Genomic DNA, 25,744 nt, shown 5'->3' on the forward strand with positions numbered 1-25,744 from the left:
AACACTGGGTTGCTCCGGCCTGTTTCAAAGACTACTCAACGGCCCAGTTGTTCCTCAACCCGTTCAAGGATGTGGGCACCGATGGGAATCGCCGAGGTAGCCGCCGGTGAAGGCGCATTGCATACCACCAATGCACGCCTGGAGTTAACGAACAGGAAGTCATCCACCAGTGATCCATCCCTGGCAACCGCCTGAGCTCGAACACCCGCCGGATAGGCCTGCAGATCCTCCAGCGTCAGCTGAGGACAGTACTTTCGCACCTGCTCCAGATAGCCACTGCGAAACAGGCTGTTCTTCATCTCCATAAGACCGGGTTTGAGATTACGCGCCAGCATCTTCAGCAGCCCCGGATAGGTCAGCATTTCAGACATGTCCTTGAGGCTGAAGTCAGATTTGCGGTAGCCCTCACGCTTGAAGGCCAGTACCGCATTGGGCCCAACGGTGACCGTGCCGTCGATCATCCGCGTCAGGTGTACTCCCAGGAACGGCAGATCGGGGTCCGGTATCGGATAAATCAGGTGATTCACGATCTGATTATGCTCCGGCGGCAGCAGGAAGTACTCACCGCGAAACGGAATGATCTTGAACTCCGGCTCCTGCCCAAGCATACGAACAATACGGTCGGACATCAGGCCGGCACAGGCCACCAGAAAACCACCCTGAAAGCGGGCTTTATTTGTGGTGACTTCAACCTGATCGGTACCTTCCTGAATCTCACGCACTTCCGAGTTGAAATGGACTTCGCCACCATCAGCGACCACAAGCTCCGCCATTTTCTCGCAAATGCGGGTATAGCTCACAATCCCCGTGGAAGGCACGAAAACGCCTCCAACACCGGTGATATTAGGCTCTCGCGCTTTAAGCTGCTCGGCATTGAGCACTTCAATCGGCAGCTCGTTTTCCGCACAGCGCCCGATCAACCCCTGCATGCGCTCCAGCTCAATTTCGTTGGTTGCGACCAGCAGCTTGCCGCATTCGTCAAAGGGAATATCGTGCTCACGACAAAAGGCTTTGGTAGCCACATTGCCCTCTTTACAGAATTTGGCCTTCAGGCTACCCGGCTTATAGTAAACCCCGGCGTGAATCACGCCGGAATTGTGACCGGTCTGGTGCTGAGCCGGACTACTCTCCTTTTCAAGCACCAGTACCTTTTGACCCGGGAAGCGCTGCTGTAGCTGGCGGGCGGTGGAAAGCCCCAGTATGCCACCACCTATCACAATAAAATCAAATTGCTTGTTCATGGGTTATGCAGTCGCCTCCACAGCAGGCGCCAGGCGACGGCTGTACATGAACAGGGCAATGAACACCGCAGCAGCAATCAGATCGAATACCAGCTGACCATGCGGCCAGAGCAGACCCACGGCACAGGCACCACTGAGCACACGCAGTGCGATATTCAACGGCCCTTCCAGATAGCCTTCCATCAGGCCGACAAAAGCATAGAGGCCCAAAATACCGAACACGAAAATGGTCAGGACTTCATCGATACTGCCGCCAATAAACCCGGTGTAGGCAAACAGCAGCGGTACAATGTACAGGCCTTTGGCGATCTTCCAGGCGGTGAAACCGGTCATCATCGGCGGAGTACGCGCGATGGCCGCAGCTGCAAAGGCTGTCAGGCAGACCGGTGGCGTAACGTTGGAGTCCTGTGACAGCCAGAAGATAATCATGTGCGCAGCCAGAAGAATCATCGCCAGCTTATCGGCATTAATAGCCTGATCCAGCAACTGGCCCTTGAAGTCAGGTGGCACCTGTTCCAGCAAGGCTACGGCCTGGGCTTCACTCATGGGCGCAGCCAACGCGGTCAGGCTGTTTGGATCCACCAGCATGAAGATGGCTCTGGCGGTTTCCGGCAGGTTGCCATTCACGATCAGCTCGATCAGCTCACGCTCGGCCATCAGGCTGTACAGCGCTGGAGCAGACAGAGTCGCCAACACGATGTAAGCCGCTGTTACCGGCAAACCCATACCCAGTACCAGAGACGCCAAAGCGACCAGCACCAGAGTAATCAGCAGACTGCCACCGGCCCAATCGGTCACCATCAAGGAGAAGGTGTTACCAATACCGGTCATCGCAACCACATTGACCACCAGACCCACGGCCACCAACAGCATGGCGGTTGTTGCCATGTTGCGGGAGCCCTGTGCCAGTGCATCCAGAATGTCACGCAGGCCCATTTTCTTGGGTGAGATCCAGGATGACAGCACAACGGAGATGATGGAGATACCCGCAGCATAGGTCGGCGTGAAGCCGTAGATCAACAGCGCCACCAGTACTACCAGCGGCAGCAGGCAGTGCCAGCCCTCTTTCAAAACTTCTTTAACCGGACGCACGTCCATTTCAACGGCATTGGCGTGGCTGCGGCGCGCTTCCACACGCACATAGAAACCCACGGACAAGAAGTACAGTAGCGCCGGCAGCGCCGCGATCGCGATAATTTCCACATAGGGAATCTGGGTGTAGGACGCCATGATAAAGGCGCCAGCCCCCATTACGGGCGGCATCAGCTGACCACCGGTTGAGGCAGCCGCTTCCACGCCAGCCGCAAAGCGCGCCGGGAAGCCTGCCTTACGCATCAACGGGATGGTGATCACACCGGTAGAGACGGTGTTGGCTACGGATGAACCGGAAACCGAGCCCATTAGGCCGGAACCCAGCACGGCAACGAAACCTGGACCACCAATCATACGGCCAGCGGCACAGCGAGACAGCTCGATAATGAAGTCGCCGGCACCGGATTTCACCAGGAAGGCGCCGAACAGGATAAACATGAACACATAGGTCCAGGAGATTCGGGCAATGGAGCCGAACATCCCCTCGGACGAGAAATAGCTGCGGTAGAGCACGGTTTCCAGGCTCAGGCCCGGAAAATTGAACATGCCATCCACATACTGCCCCCACCAGAACACATAGGTCAGGGCAAATACAATCAAACAGGGAATAAACCAGCCCGTGGTTCGGCGCGTCATTTCCAGTGCCACCAGTATCGCCACCACAGCAACGATCCAGTCACTGGTTATGAAATGCACGCCACGCTCATAGAGCGCATCTTCAAACAGAATCAGGTAGAACGTCGTTCCCACCGCAATGGCACCGATCAGCAGATCCAGGCCGATCACCCATCCGGCGTTGGCCCGTTTCTTTGACAGCGGCACCATCAGTGCACAGATCAGGGCGAAACCGGAGAAGTGGATAGCGGACACCCAGAGCTCGGACAGGGTCCCCAGTGTGTTGAAATAGATATGTGCCAACGCAAAGAGTACGCCAGCCCAGTATACAAAGCGCCCGGTGGCACCCTGCTCATCACGCTGGGTCAGCTCCATGGACTTGAGCTTTTCGGCGGTTTGCGTGTCGGTGTGTGAGGAAGCAGACATCACTTCATTCCTGATTGCAGCATTCAAAAGGAGGATCGGCCAAAAATGGCCGATCCTTGTGAGCAGGCTTATTCAGCGACCAGGTGGTCCGGAATAGAGATGCCCATTTCGGTGTAGTAGCGTGCAGCACCCGGGTGCAGCGGAACCGGCAGACCGGCAATCGCTTTTTCCAGTGCCATCGCTTTGGTGGCCTTGTGAATGCTGTTCAGGAACGGCAGGTTTTCATAGATGGTTTTGGTCAGCATGTAGACATCTTCTTCGCTGATATCATCACGAACAGCCAGGAAATTCGGCTGTGCCATGGTGTTGATGTCCTGAGTCTGACCCGGGTAAGTGTTGGCCGGGATCACGTAACGGGTCCACAGCTTGTAGTTACCATTGGCTTCAGCCATCTGCTCATCGGTGAAATCCAGTACACGAATATCATCGCCCATAGCCGCGTACGCACGGGTAATTGCGGAAGCCGGAACGCCCGCCGGAATATTCATGCCGTCGATGGTGCCGTTCTGCAGCGCATCAGCAGAGGCACCGTAACCCATGTGTGCCAGGTTAAAGCCGTCAACGTTTACACCCAGGTTACCCAGGATGGTGCGGCCTGAACCTTCAGTACCGGAGTTCTTTTTACCGATGGAGAACTTCTGACCTTCCAGACCCTTGAGGTCGGTGATGGTGCCCGTCTGAGCATACTGGCTGCGCACGACGAAATGTTCAACGTTCTGCCACAGCATGCTGACAGAGCGCAGACCTTCCTGCTTGCCAGAGGTTTCCATTGCGCCTTCGCCGCTCCAGGCCCAGGCACCATACAGGCCCTGCAGGATGGCGAACTGTGCTTCATTTTCACGCAGCAGTTTGATGTTTTCACCAGAACCCGCGGAGTTGATCGCAGACATGGAGATGCCCTGAGTCGGCTCCAATTTCACCTTGGTCAGCGTTGCCAGGGCTACACCCACCGGATAGTAGGTACCGCCGGTAGAAGCCGTCGCCAGAATGTAGGAACGCGAGTCAGCCGCCTGTGCCAGCGTAGCAGTACCTGCCAGCGCGCCAACGGTGAGAGAAAGCCCCAGTGCCTTGATCAGGGTGCGTTTGCCTTGGTTCATAGTATTTTCCTTAACTGTCGTTTTCGTTGTTGTATTGACATCAACATATATAGCAGAAAACGGGCCAACTTTAGGAAAACCACAAGACACTGATTTAAAAGGACTTTATTTAGATTGATTTATTAAATAAGCAATTTTTGGCCGATAGGCAGCCCAAAGCATAAGCAAAAAATGGCCTATTCGTCGGTAAAATCACTGCGATTCAGGCCATAGCGCAGCATTTTCTGATTCAGCGTCCGCCTGGGCAAATCAAGCTCCTCCATCACAGCCTTGATATTCCCCTTGTGACGCTCCAGGGAATCCCGGATCAGACGTGATTCATAATCGGCAACCTGTACCGCCAGCGGCAAGGTTGTACTGTTCATTACCGGCTTGAACATCTGCGGCTGCTGACGCGACAGCAGATCAACAAGACTGGTGCGGGAGTCGATGGCATAACGAATCGCGATATTCTTCAATTCACGCACATTGCCAGGCCAGGCATACGCCTGGAGCGCCTGGATATCATGGTCTGACAGTTCCCGCGGTTCCCGATTATGATCCAGCGCACCCCGGTGTACATAATGCGCGAACAGGAGCGGAACATCCTCCAGCCGCTCACGCAGTGGAGGAATATGCAACTCCGACATACTGAGACGGTAGAACAGATCTTCGCGGAAACCCGGGTCATCTCGCAGATCCACCTTGGCCGCCGCGATCACCCGCAGGTCGACCGGAATCGGTGCGTTAGCCCCCAGGCGTTCGATCTGGTGTTCCTGCAGCGCACGCAGCACCTTCACCTGAAGGTTCAAAGGCATGCTTTCAATTTCATCCAGAAACAGCGTACCGCCACTGGCATATTCAAACTTGCCGATACGGCGCTTGGCGGCATGGGTAAAGGCACCCGCCTCATGGCCAAACAACTCGCTCTCAATCAGATTTTCCGGAATGGCACCGCAGTTGATCGGCACAAAATTTCGCTTGTTGCGGCTACTGTATTGATGCAGACACTGGGCTACCAGCTCCTTGCCGGTACCGGTCTCGCCATAGATGATCACGTTGGTGTCGAGCTCGGCCAGCGCCAGGATTTCGCCACGCAGGCGCTGAATGGCCGGGGATATACCGATCAAACGGGCATCAATATCACTGCGGGTATTCAGATTCTGCTGCAGGCGCAGGTTTTCCAGCGTCAGTCTGCGCTTCTCGCAGGCCCGCTGCACCCTTTCAACCAGTCGATCCGGCACGTAGGGTTTTTCAATAAAATCATAGGCACCACCGCGCATGGCTTCGGTCGCCATATCAACATCGCCATGCGCTGTGAGCAGAATCACCGGCAGATCCGGCGCTCGATTCAACGCCTCTTGCATCAATGCCAAACCATCCATGCCCGGCATACGGACATCTGTCAGCAGAACAGCATCACACTGGCTGTCGATATGCGGCAGAACATTCTCCGCCGAACTGAAGGCCTCCACATTGAACCCGGACAACTCCAGCCACTGCCCGGTGGCCTCACGCACCATCGCTTCGTCATCAACCAGCAATACGCGGCCTTGAATGTTCATGTGTCTGCCTCTTCATGTTTGCAATCGATCGGGTCCCGAAACACGGGCATGGTGACCCTGAAGCAGGCGCCTTGCTCAGTGTCCACCACTTGAATCTCACCACCCAGGTCACGCAGGATACTGCTGACGATGGCCAACCCCAGGCCAAGCCCCTGGCCGACCTCCTTGGTGGTAAAAAAGGGCTCAAAAAGTTGCGGGCGATTCTCCGGAGCGATACCCGGCCCATTATCACGCACCTCCAGAACCACCAGCTGCTCCCTGATGCCCTGGATACCGATCCAAAGCCTGTGCTCACCCGACTGGCCGGCCATCGCATCGCAGGCATTTTTAATCAGGTTGATCATCACCTGTTCATAGCGGGCATTGTCACCTGCCACTCTCAGATCGGAACCGGGCGCCTGATACTCCAGTTGCAGCTCCAGCTCGTCAAAGCGGCCACGAAACATCTGCAGCACCTGTGTCATCACCTGGTGCAGGCTCACCGGCTCAATCCGTTCAGGCTTTTTATAAGCGAAGGTTTTGAGCTGGCCGGTAATCAGCGCCATGCGGTCCAGCAACTGTTCCTGCTGTTTCAAATTTCGAGTAAGCGCCTCGGGCTGTTCCAGCAGACGTTCAGCAATGGCCAAATACGTGCGCATTGCCGTCATGGGCTGGTTCAGCTCATGCACCACGGATGCTGACATCCGCCCCAGCGCCGCCAGCTTACCGGCCTGAACCAGCTCCGCCTGCGCCTCTTCCAGCGCGCGCGTTCGCTCGACCACTTTCTGCTCCAGCGATTCATTGGCTTCACGCAGCGCCTGCTCCAGTCGCTTGCGGCGGCTGATATCGATGATGGTGACGAGGTAGCCCAATTCAGGGTGCCTTGCCATCTGGCGAATTGAAATCATCATCGGGAAGGCACTGCCATCCGCACGCTGCCCCACCACCTCAAGGCCGGTTAATGGCTGGAAACGGTCAGTCCCCAGCGCATCAAGTGCGGCCCTTAGTGGACGAGCATCAAATCCCTTTTCCAGAAACTCCACCACCGGGCGATGACGGATCAACTCTACCGACACCCCGAAAATCTGCATGCCCATGGGGTTGATCAGCTCAATGCGGCCACTTCGGTCGATGTGTATCAAACCCACCTGAGCCGTATTGATGATATCGCGCTGCTGGGCTTCACTGCGGGCACGTTCGCGCATTCGCTCCTGCTGCAGCCGTTTCTTGTGACGTGTTTCACGCAAATACAACAGCAACAGCGCCAACGCGACGCCCACCGCCAGAATCGCGCCTACAAGTGTGCGCGACTGGGTAATAGCCGGTCGGATATCCGTCAGCACAGCCACCTGCCAGCCCAGATCATCCAGTTGAACCTGCTGCATGATCCACTGCTGCTGATCCAACGAGACCAATTGCAGTTCACGACCTTCGCCAAGCTGCAGCGGTGCTTGAGGCTCCAATGGCCAATCCGGCACGGTGCCGAATATCAATTCGCTTTGCTTGGATTGAACGACCAAGGGATAGTCAATTGACAGCTGTTTGCGCAGCTGGGGCATATCCAGACGCATCACGGCAACGCCGGCCAGACGGTCGGTATAAATCGGCGCCGACATGTACAGGCTGGCGATACCGGTTTCGGCATTGAAGCGCAGCTCCAGTCCCTGCTCACCGGCCAGCGCCTGAGCAAAATAGCGCGCATTGCGCTCGGGACTGCGGGGGTGGGCAAGGGGTTCGCGCCAGTTACTGTACGCCAGCGGCTGACCCTCGCGGTCTAGTACAAACAGTGCCGTTGATCCCGCCACCAGATTCACCTGCTCCAGCACACGGTTGACCGTCGCCTGGTTTTTGGCGTCGGGCTGCAGGAGACGGTGTACATCGGTGTTCTGTGCAACCAGAAAAGGCAGGTAATTGTATTGGCTCAGGACCAGCCGCATCTGACTGATACTGGAAAGGAGACGGTCAGCACCCTGCGCATGTAGCGAAGTCAGTGCCCAGTCACGGGAGAGCTTTCCGCCCCCCCAGGCCAACAGCAACACGAGCAGTGAATACAGGGTGACCGTCAACCAAAGCGGCAATTTGAGGGGACGCGGAAAGAATATTTTCACAATGATCGTCAGGCGCTTTCAAGCACAGGGGCAGTACCCGCCGTCACTTGGGCATTCCAGTCAGCCGGTGCCAACATTTCGCCAGACACACTATATTCCGGATATGCCAATCTGCGGCGGCGGCAGAACTCGGCAACCTTGGGATAGCGGGCTTCAAACATTTTGCGTGCAATCCATTCAATCGGCATGCGCGACTGGTCATACAGCCCTGCTCGCAGGCGCTGATCGATCACCTCGGCCAGAATAATCCCGGCAGCAGTCGATACATTCAGGGAGCTGACCACGCCCTGCATGGGAATAATGACGTGAGCATCCGCGAGCTCTGCTGCCCTTGGACTGATACCCTCTTTCTCCGCACCCATAATGATGGCACAGGGCTGGGTGTAATCCACTTCACGGTAGGGAATCGCCTCATCGGAGAAGTGTGCAGCGTATATTTTCATACCCTGGGCACGCACTTTTTCCACGGCATCATCCAGCGTCTCATGCAGCGCCGTATCCACCCAACGATCAGACCCGAGCGCCGTGCCCCTGTAATTGTGGTACCCCTCTTTGGGCTTAACCACCTGCACTTCAGGCACACCCGCCGCATCACAATTACGGATCAGAGCGGAAATGTTACGGGGTTTATGGACCTGTTCAGCAATCAGGGTCAGGTCAGGCTGACGACGCTGCAACACCGCCAGCAGCTTTTGTTCACGTTCAGGGGTCATAGGGGTTCCTCCAACGGCGTGCACACTAGCAAAATTGGATATTTTTTTCAGCTGATCGCTGGCTGTGACATAATGTCAGCTCCGTTTTTTCAGCCTATGTATGGACACCATGACCCAGAACACCATCATCGCCTACCAAGGCCACCAGGGCGCCTATTCTCATCTGGCCTGCCGTCGCGTTCACCCGGAACTGACACCCAAAGCCTGCGAGTCATTTGTAGAAGCGATGTTTATGGTCGAGCGCGGAGACGCTCACCTGGCCATGATTCCGCTGGAAAACTCCACTGCCGGTCGTGTAGAAGAGATCTACCGACTGATGCCGAAAACCCGCCTGCACGTGATTGGCGAGCATTTCGAGCCGGTCAATCACTGCCTGCTGGCCCTGCCGGGCACCAAACTGGAGGATATCAAAACCGTTTCCTCCCACCCCCAGGCGCTGGCGCAGTGTGCAGAGAACCTGCGTACCCTGGGCATAGAACCTATTGCCGCGCTGGATACGGCCGGCTCGGCTGCAGAGCTGGCTGAAACCCGTCAACCCGGTCATGCGGCCATCGCTTCCAGCCTTGCTGCTGAGCTATATGGCCTGGAGATCCTGAAAGAGAATTTTCAGGACAAGACCGGCAATACCACCCGCTTCATTATTCTGTCCAAGGACCAGATGATGCCTCAGCTGGACCAGAATATCCGCTACATGACGTCAATCATGTTCCGCGTACGCAACATGCCGGCGGCCCTGTATAAAGCGCTGGGCGGCTTTGCCACCAACGGGGTCAACATGGTCAAGCTGGAGAGCTACATGGCCTCTGAAACCATGCAGGTATCCAGCTTTCACCTGGATATCGAGGGGCATCCGCATGAGCAAAGCATGAAGTTCGCCATGCAGGAGCTGAACTTCTTTGCCGAGGAAGTACGCATTATTGGCACCTACGAAGCGCACCCGTTCCGCTTCAGCCGAATGAATCTTGAGCTGTAATAGGTATTCACCCTTATTCCGCATTGCACAAAAGTAGCAATATTTTAGGCAAAAACCGTCTAAAAGAAGCATTGTGCATTGCAGCAAAATGAACGATATTGAGGGTGTCCTGTCCAGCAGGACGCGAGAGAGATGGCTCTTGCTCTTCCTCGAACTCTCTCGCATCCCTTCCAACTCTGGCCGTTTTGAGTTGTTTGCACTTTGTTTGCCCCACTTCTTCGGAAGTGGGGCTTTTTTACGCAAACTGCGTCATTGAACACTCACCCCGAAGCGGATTCCGCATTGCAGCATAAACCTCTTCAGTCCCCAGGTTGCTTGCAAGCAGATGATTGAGCTTGGTAAATGTCGCTTCAGGCGTCATATCGCCACCCGGCAGCACGCCAATGTCATTGAGGCCGTACCCCGTTGCATAGGCTCCCTGGCTGACATTACCCCGATGACACTGGCTAATATTCACCACCGTAATACCCTGCTCCCTGGCATCAGCCAATACTTGCAACAGCCTTGTGTCAGCAGGCAAGTTACCGACACCATAGGTCGACAAAACCACCCCCCGAAGGCTCTCTTGCGACAGCAACGAGGCCAGCAGCTGTGATTCCATCCCCGGATAAACGCCCAGCATCGCCACCAGACCTCCACGGTGCTCAGGCACATCAAAACAGGTGGGCCGTGGAGCCAGTAGCAGCTCCCTTCTCAGTACCAGATCAATGCCCATCTGGCCCAAATGAGAAAAATTCGGCGAGTCGAAAGCATTCAGGGCTGTGCTGTCGACCTTGCGACTGCGATTCCCTCGCAAAATCAAGCCATTGAAACATACACAAACTTCTGCCAAGTCCTTCTCGGAGGCCAATAGCAAAGCAGAGGTCAGATTATCGACCGCGTCGTTGCGCACCTGACTTAAAGGGATTTGCGATCCCGTCATTACCACCGGCTTATCCTGCTGAGGCAACATGTAGGAAAGGGCCGAAGCGGTATACGACAATGTGTCAGTCCCGTGCAGAATCACAAATCCATCGTAGTCCTGCCAATGTCGCTGTAGCAGCTTACCAAGCCGACTCCAGTCGGCTGGCACCAGGCTCGCACTATCCAGAGGCTCGTCAAGTTCAAGGACCTCATATTCAGGCAGGCGCTGGTCTGCCAGACACTTTCTCAGGCGATCTGCAAAGCCTGGTTGAGGCACATACCCTTTTGCGGAAGGCACCATACCGATGGTCCCCCCGGTGTACAGAATAAGAACCCTGCTCATGACGATACCCTGGCGGGCGCCAGCATTGCGTGCGGGCTCAGGATTCGGTCAAGCTCATACGCGTCAATCAGCTGTTCTGCCAACACCAACTCGCGAACTGTTGAGCCAGTCTGAAGCGCCTTGGCCGCAATCCTCGTAGCATTGGCATAACCAATACGGGGAACCAGTGCCGTGATAATCCCGATACTTTGATCAACATGGTAGGCACATTGCTCTCGATTGGCCTGAATACCCACAATGCACCTCACCTCCAGCATGGAACACGCTGACGTCAACATTTTGATCGAGTTTAAAAGGTTATAAACGATCAAGGGCTCCATGGCGTTCAACTGCAGCTGACCGGCTTCAGCGGCCATTGTCACAGCGAGATCAGAAGCAATCACCTGGTAGGCTGTCTGGTTCACGGCTTCAGGAATAACCGGATTGACCTTGCCGGGCATGATGGATGAGCCGGGCTGCATTGGCGGCAAATGAATCTCTGACAGGCCGGTACGTGGACCACTGGACAGGAGCCGCAAGTCATTGCACATTTTGCCCAGCTTGATGGCAAAACGTTTGAGAATCCCCGAAAACATGACAAAGGCTCCCATGTCGGAGCTTGCCTCAACCAGATTGCTGGCCGACACGATCGGTTTACCGGACAGCTCTGCAAGACGCTTCACAGCCAGCGCCTGATAACCTGCGGGCGCATTGATGCCGGTCCCGATCGCAGTACCGCCAAGGTTCACCTCACAGAGTAACTTTGAAGCCTCGTGAAGCCGTTCAATATCCTCTCGCAGATTGACAGCGAATGCCTCAAACTCCTGTCCGAGCGTCATGGGAACAGCATCCTGCATCTGGGTACGCCCCATCTTGACCACATCCGCAAACTCTTCCCCCTTCTGCTCGAGCCCATCGATAAGACTCAGAATGGCAGCCTCCAAAGGCTCGGCAGCAAACTGGATAGCCAGATTGACCGCCGTCGGATAGGCATCGTTGGTAGACTGTGAACAGTTAACATCATCATTGGGGTGCAGATGCGAGTAGGCACCCTTTTCATGACCCAACAAGTGCAATGCCAGATTAGCAATGACCTCATTGGCATTCATGTTGGTCGATGTGCCAGCCCCCCCCTGAATCAAGTCCACCACAAACTGATCATGCAGCTGTCCTTCACTGATTTTCTCGCACGCTGCAATAATGGCATCAGCCTTTTCAGGGGCGAGCACGCCCAGTTCGCGGTTAGCCCAGGCAGACGCAGACTTAACCATGACCAGCGCACGAACAAACGCCGGAAAATGACTGATTGGCACGCCCGTAATAGCAAAATTTTCCAGGGCTCGCTGGGTCTGGATGCCATACCAGGCCTCGGCTGGCACGGGCAGATCGCCCAGAAGATCATGTTCGATACGTGATTTCATCTCTTGATTGACCGCTAAAAGTGATTAAAAGGCCCGGTTGGGGAACCGGGCAAGGGTCGTACTGGTCTCAGGCCTGAGTGTCAGCAATGGCGTTCGCGCCACGAGTCTGAAGTTGCTTCAGATCTTCCGGTTCAATTTCCCATGCCTGCTTGTCAATCTCCATGTCAGGGAAACGCTTGGCATCAAATACAGGCTGATCAATGCCTTCGGCAATCTGGCTATCGAAGTCACGCATGATGCGTAACCCCGGCTTCATCAATCCGATCAAGGCAATCAGGTTGACCAACGCCAACAATCCCATGGTGACATCGGCAAAGCCGAAAACCGTACTCAAGTCAGTAGTTGCCCCCCAGCAAACCAGGCCAATAATCATCACCCGAAAGCCATTGAAGAGGTTCTGGTTCTCGTTACTGAAGAAATTGAGGCTGTTTTCACCCAGATAGTAGTTGTACAGAATGGTACTGAAGCCAAAGAGCAGCAGTGCAATACTGACAAACGCACGCCCCCATTCACCAATATGATCAGCAAGTGCAGACTGTGTTAGAGCGACCCCTTCCACCCCGGCACCGGATGCCGGATCATAGACACCACTCAGCAGGATGATGAATGCCGTAGCCGAGCAGATGATCAGAGTGTCAATAAATACGGAAAACGCCTGTACAATCCCCTGATTAGCAGGGTGAGGTACGTATGCAACGGCGGCAACATTGGGTGCGCTGCCGAGGCCCGCTTCATTTGAGAAAAGACCTCGTTTAACACCCATCAGAATCGCCGCACCGATACCGCCACCGACTGCCGGCTCCAGGCCAAATGCGCTGTTCACGATCAACATAATGACGTCAGGCACCTGCTGCAGGTTCAGGCCCAGCACCACAAAAGCAATTAACAGATAACTGCCCGCCATAACGGGAACCAGAATTTCGGCCACCCGCGCGATGCGTTTGACGCCGCCAAAGATAATCATGCCCACGATCATGGCCAGAGCGATACCGGTGTAATATACCGGCACACCAAAGGCGTCCCCGACAGAGGTTGCAACCGCATAAGACTGTAGCGCCGTAAAACCAAAACCAAAGGTAATAAGCAGCAGGATTGAATACAGGCCTGCCAGCCAAACCCAGCGCTTACCAAGGCCTCGCGAGATGTAATGTGCCGGACCACCACGGTAGGTACCATCGGGCTCTGCCTGCTTGTAAGTTTGTGCCAGCGTGCATTCCAGAAAGCTGGTTGCCATGCCCATCATGCCAACCACCCACATCCAGAAAATGGCGCCCGGCCCGCCCAGCGTTATGGCAACCGCAACCCCTGCGATATTTCCGCCTCCCACTCGGCCAGCCACCGATAGCAACAGGGCTTGAAATGAACTCAAGTGGCCATGCTTGTCTTTTTTGAACGCCTGACTGGCACTCAGGATTCTGAACATGCGCCCAAAATATCGAAACTGCACAAACCTTGAGGCCAACGTAAACCCAACGCCAACCACGATCAGCAAGGTAATCAGAACCTTGCCCCAAAGGAGGTTGCTGAGAAATTCCAACATCTGCTTTCTCCACTCTTGTTGTTGTATTCAGGCCGTACATTTAATCAACATCATTGGGCTGTTAGAATTTGGCACACTGACTACACACGGTCGCACTTTGGCGCACATAAAGCACCAGACAGCATCTGCTTCAGGTGGCGCATCTGACATCGGCATAACAAACATCGGGAGACAGTCTTTGAACGAAGATTTTGCGCACAACCTGAAATTGCTGTGCAGTTATCACAAATCCATTGCTGAAGTGTGCAGACAGCTGAATATCAATCGACCACAGTTCAATCGTTACCTGAGTGGACGCTTCAAACCGTCTTCGCACATACTCAGGCGCATCTGTGATTTCTTTGGTGTTGAGCCGCATGAAATACTGCTGCCACACAGTCAGTTCCAGCGACTGGTGCAGGTTCGCCCCCACCCCGAACGATCACTACCTGACCAGAAAGAAAGCCTGGTCCCTGAGCACGTCGAACACCTGGCCCGAACCGGGTGTTCGGGACTGGAACGCTATCTCGGCTATTACTTTGAATATTATCTATCGATGTCAAAACCGGGACAGTTGATCAGGACCCTGGTGTGCCTGGAGCGAAAAGAGGAGAAAGTGGTTTTTCAACGAACGGAGCGCATGCGTACAACCAATCGGCAGCCAGCTTGCCACAACCGCTACCAGGGCACCGCATTCCTGCTCAGTGACCGCTTATTTCTAGTCGACTATGAAACGCTGAACCGACACGAGGTGACTCAAACCATACTATTTCCCAGTTTCAGAAACCGGGTAACTCGACTGACAGGGCTGAAGATTGGTGTATCTGATAACAGCGAACGCATGCCGTGTTGCACTCGCGTTTTGTACGAATATCTGGGCACCGATGTGCACGTAAGAAAAGCCATGGCAATGTGCGGGCTGATTGCGCCCGATAACCCGGAACTGGACCCCAGTATTCTGGAAGCCGTAAGAAATGATATGGCGCCACACGAAATACATTTTCGTGCGCGCCACAATACACATGACTGAATCAGATCAGCCCAACAGTTAACTCATTTGCCGCTGCGCTGGCGCTGCGCCTCACGCTCGGCCAGTTTTTGCTGACGACGCTTTTCGATGGTGTCATTGGCATCGGCACCGATATGGATCTCGCCACGTGCCTTGGCCAACTGGGCCTGTTTTTCGCGCTGCTGAAAACGCTCACGCTGACGCTCGGTTAAACGATCATGGCAGTGCGGGCAGCTGACCCCCTGCTCATACTGGTCACTGGCTTTGTCCTCTTCCGTGATCGGCATGCGGCAGGCGTGGCACTGGTCGTACTGGCCCTTCTCCAGCTGATGATTCACGGACACACGGTTGTCGAACACGAAACACTCACCTTCCCAGAGTGACTCTTCTTCGGCCACTTCCTCCAGGTATTTGAGGATGCCGCCTTCCAGGTGATAGACCTCATCAAAGCCCTGCTCTTTCAGGTACGCCGTCGATTTTTCACAGCGGATACCACCCGTGCAGAACATGGCAACTTTCTTATGCTGCTGCGGGTCCAGCTGCTCTTTCACGTAGGCGGGAAACTCACGGAAGGTTTCGGTATCCGGGTTGAGCGCATTCTTGAAGGTGCCAATCTGCACTTCATAATCGTTACGTGTATCCACCAGCACCACGTCCGGGTCGGAGATCAACTCATTCCAGTCCTTGGGCTTCACGTAAGTGCCGACCACGCGCTTGGGGTCGATCCCCTCAACGCCCATGGTGACGATCTCTTTTTTCAGCTTCACCTTGGTGCGGTAGAAAGGATTACTCTCGTCGAAGGACTCCTTGTAATCCAGTTCAGCCAGGCGCGGGTCGGACTTGAGCCAGTTCAGCACCGCATCAATACCGGCACGGGAACCAGCGATGGTGCCATTAATCCCTTCCTTTGCCAGCAACAGCGTGCCACGCACGTCCTGCGCCAACATAAGATCCAGCAACGGCTGGCGCAGCTGCTCAAAATTATCGAGAGTTACAAACTTGTACAGAGCACAAACAACAGTGCTGTTGGACATGGTCTTTTTCCTGTCTTGCGGTCCGGAGCGTAAATCCGGAGCATGGATCGACGGGGCATTCACCCCGAGGTGAGAGGGCCGGTCAGAAACCAACCAGTCAAAGCGACTGCTCGCGGGCAGCACGCTCCAGCATTTTTTTCAGTACCCGAGACACGGCCACGAAGCCGAAGCTCGCGGTTACGGCTACTGCAGCGCCGAAACCACCGGCACAATCCAGTCGAGTACCGTTCTCCAGTGCCCCCTTCTGCTGGCAGACACTGCCATCCGGCTGAGGGTAGCGCAGCTGTTCTTCCGAGAAGACGCATTCGACCTGAAAACGACGACCACTACTGCTGAAGCGATAATGCCTGCGCAGGAAGGAACGCACCTTGGCCGCAAGGGGGTCAGTATGAGTACGGGTCAGATCCGCGACCTGAATACGAGTGGGGTCAATTTGGCCACCGGCGCCTCCGATCGTAATGACCGGCACCTTGCGCCGCTTGCACCAGGCAATAATGGCAGCCTTGTCCTTGACGCTGTCGATAGCGTCCACCACATAATCAAGGCTGTCGTGAAGAATTTCGTCCAGATTGTCACGCGAGGCAAAGGCTTCCACCTCATGCACCAGACAGTCCGGGTTGATATCGCGCAGCCGCTCGGCCATGACGGCAACCTTGGACTCGCCGATGGTACTACTGCAGGCGTGAAGCTGGCGGTTGGTGTTGGTCACACAGACATCATCCAGATCAATCAGTGTGATTTCGCCGATACCCGAGCGCACCAGTCCTTCTGCCACCCAGGAGCCCACACCACCGATGCCGATAACGGCCACCTGGGAACGCTGAAACAGCGCCAGGCCATCCTGACCATAAAGACGCGCCACACCGCCGAAGCGCTGATCAACAGCCTCACTCATCGTCAAAATCATCCTCGGTCAGTTCAGTCAGCACCGGCTCGCCACACTGGCAACAGCGGCCTTCAATAAAGATCATGCCGAACAGTTCATATTCCTCGGGCTCTCGCATGCCCAGTCCAAGCTGCTGGCAGTGGTCGCACCAGGTATCGGTCAGAAACAGCTGCTGTTCTTCTTCAGAACGTGCGAAGAAATCACGTGGCACACGCTGATTGTCTGTTTTTTGATCAGTAGTCATAGGGCGCGCATCATAATGCAGAAGTGAGACTTAAGCCAGCAAGCGGAACCAGTGCAGCCACAGGACTTACCAGTTCATCACCTGCTTGACGAAGGGGACGGTGATTCGGCGCTGGGCGCTCAATGAGGCTACATCAAGCTTATCGAGGGTAACCAGCAGATGTGCCATGTTGCGGCTGCCATGATGCATCAGGTAACGCACCACCTCATCACTGAGTTTAAGACCACGGGCCTGGGCACGTGATTTAAGGGCGATTTCCTTTGTTTCATCATCAAGCGCCTGGAGCTGGAACACCATGCCCCAGTTAAGGCGTGATTCCAGATCAGCCAGTTGAATGCCCAGCTTGGCAGGCGGTTTGTTGGCCGCAATGATCAGCACATGACCGTTGGCGCGCATTCGGTTATATAGATGGAACAGGGCTTCTTCCCAGGCGGCATCGCCGGCTACCTGTTCCAGGTTGTCGATGCAGACAAGGTCGAGCTGGTCGAAGTCTTCCAGAATGCGAGGCCCATACTCCTTGAGTTCGGCCAGCGGCAAATAGACGGCACGGCGACGCACCGGGTCGGACGCATGGCAGCAGGACTGCAACAGATGCGAACAGCCGGTGCCGGCATGTCCCCAGAGGTATAGATACTGTTCACCCGCACCACTGGTGGCCTTCTCGAGGGCATCACATACCAACCCATTGCGACCTCGCACGAAGTTCTCGAAACGAGCGTCATCTCTGAGGCCGATTCCCAACGGAAGCTGCATGGGGGCGGTTGAACTGCTTGTTTGTTTCTGAATCACTACTGCGTCTATTGGGCTCAACAATGGACCGAATGCTGTCAGACCGACAATTGAAGCGCGTAACTCTAACACAGAGCGCACGCAACCTGATAAACTAGCGCAATAATTTTTTTCTCGACTATCTACCGCTTTACAAGGTTGACTCACCCATGTCTACAGGTTCTGAAAAAACTTCCCTGAGCTACAAGGATGCCGGCGTTGATATCGATGCAGGTAACGCCCTGGTCGAACGCATCAAAGGTGTCGCCAAACGCACTGCCCGTCCTGAGGTTATGGGTGGACTGGGTGGCTTTGGTGCACTGTGCGAACTGCCGAGCGGCTATAAAAAGCCTGTTCTGGTCACCGGTACCGACGGTGTCGGCACCAAGCTGCGCCTGGCCATGGAACTGAACAAACACGATACCATCGGTATCGACCTGGTAGCCATGTGTGTCAACGACCTGGTAGTAGCGGGCGCCGAGCCCCTGCTGTTCCTGGACTACTACGCTACCGGCAGCCTGAATGTTGATATGGCCGCTGACGTAGTAACCGGTATCGGCGCAGGCTGTGAACTGGCCGGTGCGGCTCTGGTCGGCGGTGAAACCGCTGAAATGCCGGGCATGTACGAAGGTGACGATTACGACCTGGCCGGCTTCTGTGTCGGTGTTGTCGAAAAAGACGAAATCATCGACGGCAGCCAGGTTCAGGTGGGCGATACCCTGATCGGTCTGGCCGCCTCTGGTCCGCACTCCAACGGCTACTCCCTGATCCGCAAGATCATTGAAGTCTCCTATGCCGACCTGCAACAGCCCATGGGTGACAAGACCCTGGCCGACGCCCTGCTGGAGCCGACCCGCATTTACGTGAAGCCGCTGCTGAAGCTGATCAAGGAATCCCAGGTTAACGCCCTGTCCCACATCACCGGTGGCGGCTTGCTGGAAAACATCCCGCGCGTACTGCCGGAATCTGCCAAGGCGGTTATCGACGTTAACTCCTGGCAGCTGCCTGACGTCTTCAAGTGGCTGCAGGCCGAAGGCAATGTCGACGCACGTGAAATGTACCGCACCTTCAACTGCGGCGTCGGCATGGTGATCGCCGTACCGGCTGACAAAGCTGAAGCGGCCATTGCCCTGCTGCAGCAGGAAGGCGAAAACGCCTGGGTTGTTGGCCAGATCGAAGCCGCCACAGCAGGCGAAGAACAGGTTGAGCTGCGCGGCCTGGAGGCCTGAGATGTCGCCAAAACGGATTGTAGTACTGATATCCGGTAGCGGCTCCAACCTGCAGGCGATCCTTGATCAAACACTGGACGGCAGCATCAACGGTCAGATTGCGGCCGTTATCAGCAACCGTCCGGATGCTTTTGGCCTGACACGCGCCCAACGGGCGGGTGTCGAGGCTCGCCTGCTGGACCACAAGGCGTTTGAGTCCCGTGAAACCTTTGATCAGGCCATGATCGAGTTGATCGACAGCTACTCACCTGATCTGGTGGTGCTGGCGGGCTTCATGCGTATACTGACCCCGGAATTTGTGCGTCACTATCAGGGACGTCTGTTCAACATCCATCCCTCTCTGCTGCCCAAATACAAAGGGCTGCACACGCATCAGCGTGCACTGGAGGCCGGTGACAACGAGCACGGCTGCACCGTGCATTTCGTTACCGAGGAACTGGACGGCGGTCCACTGGTCGTACAGGCACGAACCGATATCAGTGCCGAGGATACCGCGGATAGTCTGCAACAGCGGGTTCATGCACTGGAACACCTGATATACCCACTGGCGGTTGAGTGGTTCTGTGCCAACCGTCTGAAACTCACTGCGGAGGGTGTGTTACTGGATGGCGAGAGCGTTGGTGCTCAAGGCTATCCGTTCACCGCACCCTGAGGGGAAGCACCATGCGTTTGGGCGTCACGACTCTGCTGGCCGGCTGGCTGCTGGCAATCTCGCCAGCCCAGGCTGATACTGGTAACGCACAACCGGGCATACCACTGAACAGTTTCAAGGCGGTCTACACCACCGCCTTTGATATGGGTGTATCCCTCAACGGCGAAGCCATTCGCGTGCTGAAGCCCCTCGACAACGGTGGCTGGAGCTTCTCTTCCGAGGCTTCAGCCCTGATGGCAGGCATCAGCGAAAAAACCCGGTTCACCTACCAGCCTTCCGAACACATCAAACCTCTTAGCTACCGCTACCATCGCAAGGTTCTTGGCAAGAGCCGCAAGGCCAGCGTCGACTTTGACTGGGACAGCAACCGCGTCACCACCGTGGTGAAAGATACGCCCTGGAAGATGAGCGTACCCGAGGCTACTCAGGACAAGCTGAGTTATCAGCTGCAACTGCGACTGGACCTTATGGCCGGCAAGACCGAAATGACCTACTCGGTGGCTGATGGTGGCAAGCTGAAAGAATACCGCTTCAAAGTGACCGGGGAAGAATCCATAGAGACCCCCTTTGGCACCTATAACGCGGTACGCGTGATGCGGGATCGGGGTGAAAACGCCGACCGTGAAACGCTGATCTGGTTTGCCCCCGAACTGGACTACCTGATTGTCCGTCTGGAACAGACCGAATCCGACGGTAAAACCTATGCCCTGCTTTTGAAAAACCTGGAGACCCCATGAGCGAAAGCCTGATCGACCTGACTGAACGCCGTTTGCTGGAGCGCGAACAGGCTGCCCTTGATAACCCGGACGAGCTTTTCTACTGCAGTTATTTGATCAGTCATCTCAATCTGGTTGCGGCGGAAGAACCTGAAAGCGACACCCTGTTCGCACAGGGCGTGGAGGACAGCCTGAATAGCGCCTTTGCGGTAGATCAGCTCAGCGATCAAGACAAATCCGGTATCCAGTCTCTGTGGCAAGCCATTACCGCGGCCTGATACAGCCCCCCCCTGCCCCATCACAATCATGGCCTGACCAGAACAGGAGCATCCGGGGCTGTCTCCCTTTAGCCCCGGATGCTCCTGTCACAGCCGTAGTTTAACCGCAGCAGACGCATAATCCCCACATTCACTGCTGGCAGATAGAGGTTCGGCATCACGACATATCCGGCATCAGGTCACTGTGAAAGGATGTCTGCGGTGAAACACCGGCATCACCGCTCATCTGGTCAACCACATCGACCACAAGCACACGGTCCTCATCCAGGGCCAGCGTGAGGGTAAAGCAGCGCTGACCACCACTGATGTCCATATAAGGTGGAGATCTCAGAATACGACGGGAATAGTCTTCGGCTGCAACCAACTGGTAGAACCAGGGGCGCCAGCTCCAGTTATGGCCAATGACACTGCTGTCAGCCAGCCACTGTCCATCAAGGTAGTCGAAGTTGGGCGAAACCTGATGACCTTCACGGTCACAGATAAAGCAGCGCAGGATGGCCAGGTCCGGGCAATACTGGCTCAGTGCATTTTCACCTTCGCCATCGTGCGCCAGCAACAGTTCACGCATGGCCAGCAACTGGCTATGCAGCCCTTCAAGGTGCCACTGGCGGCGGGCAGACTGTTCGACCATTCGCTCGAGATAGCCCTGCAACAACTGGTTCACCTCAGTTTGCTTGGCATCGACCGGCAGAAAGTCAGCCAACGCCGGCTCGAACAGATAGCCCTGGATGTAGCTGGCATTGCACTGCAGCGCCAGACGAAACTCTTCCGGCGTCTCCACGCCTTCAAAAATCAGCTTACAGCCCAAACGGGACGCCATGTCACCCAAGGTATGAAGCAATGCACTTTCCTGGTGCCCTACTGCACCATTTTGGAACATCCTCATATCCACTTTCAGCAGGTCAGGGGTGAAGGCCAAAAGCCGGTCCAACTGCTGAAAGCCGGTACCGAAATCATCCAGTGCTACACGGACGCCCGCGCTGCGATAGCGCGCAGCCAACGCTCGAATGTGCTCAATACAGCCACCGTGTTCGGTGATCTCGATAATGACGCGGGATGGGTCAACGCCCAGCTCTTCCATCATCTGCAGTGTAACCAGTGGATCCTCTTCAGTCCGCTCGCTTAGCCACTGCGGGGAAATATTGAGGCTTAGACAGGTGCCCTCCGGGGCCTGAGCCAGTGCAGTGAGCGCCTGACGGCGAACGCTTCTGTCCAGTTCAAGACGGGTCTCCCTGTCGAGGTTCGGATCGGAAAAGACACCACCGGCCGACTGAATTTCACCCGATGCATCACGCTGCCGTGCCAGGGCTTCATAGCCCAGCACCTGGCCTGTCGCAATTTCAATGATCGGCTGGAACCAGGGAAAGACTGACTGCTGCATTTCACACTCTCACGCAGATGGAACAAAATAGTGCACTTTTAATGCAAGGCTCGGGCCAAAATGGGTCACGAGCCTTACCTTTCGGCCAAGTTTCTCAGCCGTGAAAGCCATCGCGGGTCAGGTTTTCATGCCCATCGGCACGTACACAGAGGTTATCCTCAATGCGAATACCACCGTAGGGCAGCAACTGCTCTACACGCGCCCAGTTTACCGACTGGGCACCGGGCCCCGCCTTGAGTTCCTCCAGCAGCTGCGGAATAAAGTAAAGACCGGGCTCAACGGTAATCACGTAGCCAGCTTCAAGTGTACGCGTCAGGCGCAGGAAGGGATGATCCTGCGGCGGCTGTTTCAGCGTCCCCTGAGCATCCTGCTGCCAGCCGCCCACATCGTGGACCTGAAGACCCAGCAGATGGCCCAGGCCGTGTGGCAGAAAGCAGCGCGTAATACCCTGCTCCAACTGCTGCTCGGCACTGGCATTGACGATATCAAACCGCTGTAGCAGGTCGGCCAACAGCAGGTGCATATGATGCTGCAGTGAAACGAAATCAGCCCCAGCCCTGACCTGTGCACAGAGTTGCTGCTGCAGGCGGTCCATCGCTTCAAGCAACTCGGTGAACAGACCGGTGCCATCACTGTGAGTACGGGTGATATCGGCCGCATAGCCATTGAAACGGGCACCGGCATCGATCAGTAACGTACGATGCTCTGCCGGGCGCTCACGCTGCTGGAACTGGTAGTGAAGCACTGCAGCATGTTCATTCAGGCCGACGATATTGTCATAGGGCAGATCGGATTCGTTATGTTCAATCGCCTGCAGGTAGGCCTGGTGAATTTCATATTCACTGTGACCGGACTCAAAACCATGCTGAGCGGCGCAATGCCCTTTTACAGCCAGGTAGTTGGCCTGACGCAGACAGTGCTGTTCCCACTCGGTTTTCACCGCACGGTCGAAGTTGATCGCCTGGATCAAAGCATCCGGGTTTTGGCTCAGATTGTCGCCTTCAACACCCTTTTCACTGATAACCGCCGTTTTACTGTTACCCAGCTGGGCGCGAACAGCGGCAAAATCATCATAGGCTTGCCATTCAAACCCCTTCGCCCAGTCGTCTGCAGGCAGGCCGGGGGTGAGGTGCCAGAAGTCCTTGGGCGTATAGTAGAACAGCTGCGGTTTCTGGCTCGGGCGAACCAACAACCAGCAGTCCGGATGCTGTGTCAAAAAACATGCCCAATGCACAAAGTGAGGGTTGGGACGGAACGGATAGCGGGTGTCATCCAGAAAATGGGTGTGCAGCGAGCCGGAACCGATCAACAGTTGATCATAGCCTTGAGCGGCCAGCAGCGCCTCGGTCTGCGTCTGAAGCTGTGACAAATGGGAAAAATACGCTGAAGTCATGACATAAGCCTTGTACTAATGCGGTGAAAAACCGCCATGAAATCGGATGGTGAGACAGCCATCACACTTTGAGCGTGGCTGCGTGCAGCGCCTGCTCCAGCAACGACCAGAACTCTTTCAGACTGGTCTGAACATTCTGTCGGTTGCGGTACAAACGCACCTCAAGCGGGATCTGCCAATGGCGCCCACCCGCGAGGCTAAGGCTTCCGTGCTCCAGACTTTTACTGGCCAATCGCCTTGGCAACCAGCCCAGACCAAAGCCTTCTTTGATCATCGCCTTCACACTGACGGAATGGACGTTTTCATTCATGGTCACCAGTTGTGGTGACTGGGCATGCCGCTGAATAAAGTGATCCAGCACCGGGCGCATAAAAGCATTTTCGTAATAACCGATGTAGGGCAACGGCTGCCCTTTCTTGCCGGGCAAGGTATACAGTGGCTGGCCTGCATCATCATTGGCAGTGACGGGCACCAGCATTTCCTGAGCCACTACAAGGCTTTCAAAACGCTCGTCATCCAGTTCTTCAGCCACCCGCATGTGCGGATGCCAGAAGCAGAGCACCAGATCACACTCGCCCTGTGCCAACGCATTAACGAAATCAGCCCCCACCCAGGAGGTGGACTTGAGGTTGAGATCGATCGGGATGTCATGCTCTTCCGAGAATGGCAACAGGGTAGCGCGATAGAGGCTCAGGTAGAGCGTCTGGGTCGTCGCCAACGTCAGCCGGTTGCTTTGCTGCTCCCGGATCTCATTGCAGTTCGCCTTGGTTTCACGCGCAATGCGACTCATCTGCTCGGCACCAGCCAGAAACACTTCTCCCGCCGGTGTCAGCGACAGCGGCAAGCTGTTGCGGTCGATCAGGGTCGTGCCCATCTCTTCCTCCAACAGCTTGATGCGCCGGCTCAGGGTTGGCTGGGTGACATTACGCTCCTCCGCCGCCCGCGAAAAATGTCGGGTACGCGCTAACGCGATGAAGTCATCGAGCCATCTAACTTCCATAACACTCCTTCACTGGCAAAGCCTGTCGGAACATTAAACCTGCTTGCCAAGCGCCCAGTGATAGAGCGGATGCAAAAGGGACTCACCCAGCTTGATCGACCGTTCAGGCGACCAGCCACAGTCGGCATCCGGACGCAGGTCATAATCCTTGAACGGCATTTCCAGCGTCATGGATGGGCAATTGAACTCTCGCCCCACCCAGAATGCGGCAATGGTGAAGGTTTCCGGCCCGAACTTGCCGGGCGGGTAGCCGCGCTCCAGCTGGAAATCCGGGTTTGCCATCAGCAGGTCTTGTTTAAACCGGTTTTCCTGCTCCAGTATAGAGTCGGAAAGACCCGGGGCGCCTTCCTGCCCGGCAATAAAGTTACACGGCAGGGCTTCATCCCCATGCAGATCCAGGAACAGATCCACACCGGTTTGCTGCATCAGGGTTCTCACTGCAAGCACTTCAGGGCTGCGTGCCGCCGTTGGCGTTTGCCATTCGCGGTTCAGGTTGGCGCCACAGGCATTGGTACGCAGGTGCCCCCGTATGGATCCATCCGGATTCATATTTGGGACCACGAAGAAATCCGCCTGTTCCAGCAACGCCTGACTCAAGGCATCATCCTGATCCAGCAGACGACCGATCAAGCCCTCGGCACACCATTCGGCCATGGTTTCACCCGGGTGCTGACGTGCCGTGACCCAGACCTGCAGCTTTTTGTCAGCCCCTGCAGCAGAACGGATCTGCAGCAGGTTGAGGTCATGCCCATCAAGGGTGGTGCCGATATCAAATACCTGGCACAAGGGTGACTGCTGGGCCGCAGCCACCAGATCCAGATGCTGCTCCCAGCTGTAGGGGGCGAAATAGGCAAAGTAGATACTGTTCTGCGCCGGGGTGTGCTGAATCACCAGCTCTCCCTGCTCATAGCTGGTATCGACACGGAACCAGGTTTCACGATCATAGGAAGCCACGGCCCGGTAGTCGGGCCAGCCATCCAGATACGCCGCCTGATCAGCGTTTACAATGCGCAGGTTCAGAGGCTGGTTGTCGGCCCCCTGCACACGAAAGTGAAACCACTGAAAGAACTCTGACTGGTTATCCTTGCGGATGCTCAGCTGGATATCCTGAGGGTTGGCCATATCCAGCACTTCGATGTTGCCGGAATCAAACTGGCTGCTGATTTTCAGTGCTGATTGAATCTGTACGCTCATATTGACC

Annotated in this window: 23 protein-coding genes; 6 read left to right on the plus strand and 17 right to left on the minus strand. The window is 55.6% G+C overall.

Features of this window, described 5'->3' with window-relative positions:
* Positions 1-35: 35 nt before the first annotated feature.
* The 6 genes from lhgO to trmH form a co-directional block, all read right to left on the minus strand.
* Positions 36-1,241, minus strand: a complete 1,206-nt coding sequence (gene lhgO / locus O3C79_RS13185) for an L-2-hydroxyglutarate oxidase (RefSeq protein WP_494383459.1) — start codon at positions 1,239-1,241, stop codon at positions 36-38.
* 3 nt (positions 1,242-1,244) lie between these two features.
* Positions 1,245-3,374 carry a TRAP transporter permease gene (locus O3C79_RS13190; RefSeq protein ID WP_494383460.1) on the minus strand — a complete coding sequence of 710 codons (2,130 nt, stop codon included), beginning with the start codon at positions 3,372-3,374 and terminating at the stop codon, positions 1,245-1,247.
* Positions 3,375-3,442: 68 nt separating this feature from the next.
* On the minus strand, positions 3,443-4,471 hold the full coding sequence (locus O3C79_RS13195; RefSeq protein ID WP_494383461.1) for a TAXI family TRAP transporter solute-binding subunit: 1,029 nt from the start codon (positions 4,469-4,471) through the stop codon (positions 3,443-3,445).
* A gap of 176 nt (positions 4,472-4,647) precedes the next feature.
* Complete coding sequence (locus tag O3C79_RS13200; protein ID WP_494383462.1) at positions 4,648-6,015, minus strand: sigma-54-dependent transcriptional regulator; 1,368 nt, start codon at positions 6,013-6,015, stop codon at positions 4,648-4,650.
* The gene (locus O3C79_RS13205; RefSeq protein WP_494383463.1) at positions 6,012-8,102 is read right to left on the minus strand and encodes a sensor histidine kinase; all 2,091 of its coding nucleotides are present in this window, start codon (positions 8,100-8,102) and stop codon (positions 6,012-6,014) included. The genes O3C79_RS13200 and O3C79_RS13205 overlap by 4 nt, the downstream gene beginning before the upstream one ends.
* A gap of 8 nt (positions 8,103-8,110) precedes the next feature.
* Positions 8,111-8,815 (minus strand): tRNA (guanosine(18)-2'-O)-methyltransferase TrmH, encoded by a 705-nt coding sequence (gene trmH / locus O3C79_RS13210; RefSeq protein WP_494383464.1) that lies wholly within the window; start codon positions 8,813-8,815, stop codon positions 8,111-8,113.
* Between the two features lie 109 nt (positions 8,816-8,924).
* On the opposite strand from trmH, the gene O3C79_RS13215 reads away from it, so the two are divergent.
* Entirely contained in the window at positions 8,925-9,788 is an 864-nt protein-coding gene (locus O3C79_RS13215; RefSeq protein ID WP_494383465.1) for a prephenate dehydratase, read from the plus strand.
* A 235-nt stretch (positions 9,789-10,023) separates the two neighbouring features.
* Here O3C79_RS13215 and O3C79_RS13220 read toward each other — a convergent pair whose 3' ends face one another.
* The 3 genes from O3C79_RS13220 to O3C79_RS13230 all read right to left on the minus strand — a co-directional run bounded on the left by O3C79_RS13220 (position 10,024) and on the right by O3C79_RS13230 (position 13,974).
* Positions 10,024-11,034: an asparaginase gene (locus tag O3C79_RS13220; RefSeq protein ID WP_494383466.1), complete on the minus strand. Its 1,011-nt coding sequence runs from the start codon at positions 11,032-11,034 to the stop codon at positions 10,024-10,026.
* Positions 11,031-12,434 (minus strand): aspartate ammonia-lyase, encoded by a 1,404-nt coding sequence (locus tag O3C79_RS13225; protein ID WP_494383467.1) that lies wholly within the window; start codon positions 12,432-12,434, stop codon positions 11,031-11,033. Before O3C79_RS13225 ends, O3C79_RS13220 begins: the two co-directional genes overlap by 4 nt.
* 67 nt (positions 12,435-12,501) lie before the next feature.
* The gene (locus O3C79_RS13230; protein WP_494383468.1) at positions 12,502-13,974 is read right to left on the minus strand and encodes an alanine/glycine:cation symporter family protein; all 1,473 of its coding nucleotides are present in this window, start codon (positions 13,972-13,974) and stop codon (positions 12,502-12,504) included.
* Positions 13,975-14,152: 178 nt separating this feature from the next.
* Here O3C79_RS13230 and O3C79_RS13235 point away from each other — a divergent pair, with 178 nt between their 5' ends.
* A complete protein-coding gene (locus tag O3C79_RS13235) occupies positions 14,153-14,983 on the plus strand; it encodes a helix-turn-helix transcriptional regulator (protein ID WP_494383469.1) in 831 nt (276 codons plus the stop codon).
* A gap of 23 nt (positions 14,984-15,006) precedes the next feature.
* Here O3C79_RS13235 and trhO read toward each other — a convergent pair whose 3' ends face one another.
* The 4 genes from trhO to hda all read right to left on the minus strand — a co-directional run bounded on the left by trhO (position 15,007) and on the right by hda (position 17,879).
* Positions 15,007-15,996, minus strand: a complete 990-nt coding sequence (gene trhO / locus O3C79_RS13240; RefSeq protein WP_494383470.1) for an oxygen-dependent tRNA uridine(34) hydroxylase TrhO — start codon at positions 15,994-15,996, stop codon at positions 15,007-15,009.
* A gap of 97 nt (positions 15,997-16,093) precedes the next feature.
* The gene (gene tcdA / locus O3C79_RS13245) at positions 16,094-16,891 is read right to left on the minus strand and encodes a tRNA cyclic N6-threonylcarbamoyladenosine(37) synthase TcdA (protein ID WP_494383471.1); all 798 of its coding nucleotides are present in this window, start codon (positions 16,889-16,891) and stop codon (positions 16,094-16,096) included.
* Positions 16,884-17,126, minus strand: a complete 243-nt coding sequence (locus tag O3C79_RS13250; protein ID WP_010322761.1) for a hypothetical protein — start codon at positions 17,124-17,126, stop codon at positions 16,884-16,886. The genes tcdA and O3C79_RS13250 overlap by 8 nt, the downstream gene beginning before the upstream one ends.
* A gap of 66 nt (positions 17,127-17,192) precedes the next feature.
* On the minus strand, positions 17,193-17,879 hold the full coding sequence (gene hda, locus O3C79_RS13255; RefSeq protein ID WP_010322760.1) for a DnaA regulatory inactivator Hda: 687 nt from the start codon (positions 17,877-17,879) through the stop codon (positions 17,193-17,195).
* 185 nt (positions 17,880-18,064) lie between these two features.
* Between hda and purM the strand changes: the two genes are divergently transcribed.
* Genes purM through O3C79_RS13275 form a run of 4 tightly spaced genes read left to right on the plus strand, consistent with a single transcriptional unit; the run spans position 18,065 to position 20,769 of the window.
* On the plus strand, positions 18,065-19,123 hold the full coding sequence (purM, locus tag O3C79_RS13260) for a phosphoribosylformylglycinamidine cyclo-ligase (RefSeq protein WP_494383472.1): 1,059 nt from the start codon (positions 18,065-18,067) through the stop codon (positions 19,121-19,123).
* Position 19,124: 1 nt separating this feature from the next.
* A complete protein-coding gene (gene purN / locus O3C79_RS13265; RefSeq protein ID WP_494383473.1) occupies positions 19,125-19,775 on the plus strand; it encodes a phosphoribosylglycinamide formyltransferase in 651 nt (216 codons plus the stop codon).
* 11 nt (positions 19,776-19,786) lie between these two features.
* Positions 19,787-20,512 carry a DUF3108 domain-containing protein gene (locus tag O3C79_RS13270; RefSeq protein WP_494383474.1) on the plus strand — a complete coding sequence of 242 codons (726 nt, stop codon included), beginning with the start codon at positions 19,787-19,789 and terminating at the stop codon, positions 20,510-20,512.
* On the plus strand, positions 20,509-20,769 hold the full coding sequence (locus O3C79_RS13275; protein WP_494383475.1) for a YfcL family protein: 261 nt from the start codon (positions 20,509-20,511) through the stop codon (positions 20,767-20,769). Before O3C79_RS13270 ends, O3C79_RS13275 begins: the two co-directional genes overlap by 4 nt.
* Positions 20,770-20,926: 157 nt before the next feature.
* Here O3C79_RS13275 and O3C79_RS13280 read toward each other — a convergent pair whose 3' ends face one another.
* The 4 genes from O3C79_RS13280 to O3C79_RS13295 all read right to left on the minus strand — a co-directional run bounded on the left by O3C79_RS13280 (position 20,927) and on the right by O3C79_RS13295 (position 25,737).
* A complete protein-coding gene (locus O3C79_RS13280; RefSeq protein ID WP_494383476.1) occupies positions 20,927-22,150 on the minus strand; it encodes an EAL domain-containing protein in 1,224 nt (407 codons plus the stop codon).
* A 94-nt stretch (positions 22,151-22,244) separates the two neighbouring features.
* A complete protein-coding gene (pepQ, locus tag O3C79_RS13285) occupies positions 22,245-23,543 on the minus strand; it encodes a Xaa-Pro dipeptidase (RefSeq protein ID WP_494383477.1) in 1,299 nt (432 codons plus the stop codon).
* Positions 23,544-23,604: 61 nt separating this feature from the next.
* Entirely contained in the window at positions 23,605-24,543 is a 939-nt protein-coding gene (locus O3C79_RS13290; RefSeq protein WP_494383478.1) for a LysR family transcriptional regulator, read from the minus strand.
* Positions 24,544-24,576: 33 nt separating this feature from the next.
* On the minus strand, positions 24,577-25,737 hold the full coding sequence (locus tag O3C79_RS13295) for a M14 family metallopeptidase (RefSeq protein ID WP_494383479.1): 1,161 nt from the start codon (positions 25,735-25,737) through the stop codon (positions 24,577-24,579).
* Between the last annotated feature and the right edge of the window lie 7 nt (positions 25,738-25,744).

The organism is Marinobacterium sp. NO-S09, assembly GCF_059179545.1.

Coding starts and splice junctions, on each gene's coding strand:
- O3C79_RS13295 (WP_494383479.1), bottom strand. CDS start 25,737: ATGAGCGTACAGATTCAATCAGCACTGAAAATCAGCAGCCAGTTTGAT.
- purM (WP_494383472.1), top strand. CDS start 18,065: ATGTCTACAGGTTCTGAAAAAACTTCCCTGAGCTACAAGGATGCCGGC.
- O3C79_RS13270 (WP_494383474.1), top strand. CDS start 19,787: ATGCGTTTGGGCGTCACGACTCTGCTGGCCGGCTGGCTGCTGGCAATC.
- O3C79_RS13190 (WP_494383460.1), bottom strand. CDS start 3,374: ATGTCTGCTTCCTCACACACCGACACGCAAACCGCCGAAAAGCTCAAG.
- purN (WP_494383473.1), top strand. CDS start 19,125: ATGTCGCCAAAACGGATTGTAGTACTGATATCCGGTAGCGGCTCCAAC.
- O3C79_RS13195 (WP_494383461.1), bottom strand. CDS start 4,471: ATGAACCAAGGCAAACGCACCCTGATCAAGGCACTGGGGCTTTCTCTC.
- O3C79_RS13220 (WP_494383466.1), bottom strand. CDS start 11,034: ATGAGCAGGGTTCTTATTCTGTACACCGGGGGGACCATCGGTATGGTG.
- tcdA (WP_494383471.1), bottom strand. CDS start 16,891: ATGAGTGAGGCTGTTGATCAGCGCTTCGGCGGTGTGGCGCGTCTTTAT.
- pepQ (WP_494383477.1), bottom strand. CDS start 23,543: ATGACTTCAGCGTATTTTTCCCATTTGTCACAGCTTCAGACGCAGACC.
- O3C79_RS13215 (WP_494383465.1), top strand. CDS start 8,925: ATGACCCAGAACACCATCATCGCCTACCAAGGCCACCAGGGCGCCTAT.
- O3C79_RS13280 (WP_494383476.1), bottom strand. CDS start 22,150: ATGCAGCAGTCAGTCTTTCCCTGGTTCCAGCCGATCATTGAAATTGCG.
- O3C79_RS13200 (WP_494383462.1), bottom strand. CDS start 6,015: ATGAACATTCAAGGCCGCGTATTGCTGGTTGATGACGAAGCGATGGTG.
- O3C79_RS13250 (WP_010322761.1), bottom strand. CDS start 17,126: ATGACTACTGATCAAAAAACAGACAATCAGCGTGTGCCACGTGATTTC.
- hda (WP_010322760.1), bottom strand. CDS start 17,879: ATGCAGCTTCCGTTGGGAATCGGCCTCAGAGATGACGCTCGTTTCGAG.
- O3C79_RS13230 (WP_494383468.1), bottom strand. CDS start 13,974: ATGTTGGAATTTCTCAGCAACCTCCTTTGGGGCAAGGTTCTGATTACC.
- O3C79_RS13275 (WP_494383475.1), top strand. CDS start 20,509: ATGAGCGAAAGCCTGATCGACCTGACTGAACGCCGTTTGCTGGAGCGC.
- lhgO (WP_494383459.1), bottom strand. CDS start 1,241: ATGAACAAGCAATTTGATTTTATTGTGATAGGTGGTGGCATACTGGGG.
- O3C79_RS13290 (WP_494383478.1), bottom strand. CDS start 24,543: ATGGAAGTTAGATGGCTCGATGACTTCATCGCGTTAGCGCGTACCCGA.
- trmH (WP_494383464.1), bottom strand. CDS start 8,815: ATGACCCCTGAACGTGAACAAAAGCTGCTGGCGGTGTTGCAGCGTCGT.
- O3C79_RS13225 (WP_494383467.1), bottom strand. CDS start 12,434: ATGAAATCACGTATCGAACATGATCTTCTGGGCGATCTGCCCGTGCCA.
- trhO (WP_494383470.1), bottom strand. CDS start 15,996: ATGTCCAACAGCACTGTTGTTTGTGCTCTGTACAAGTTTGTAACTCTC.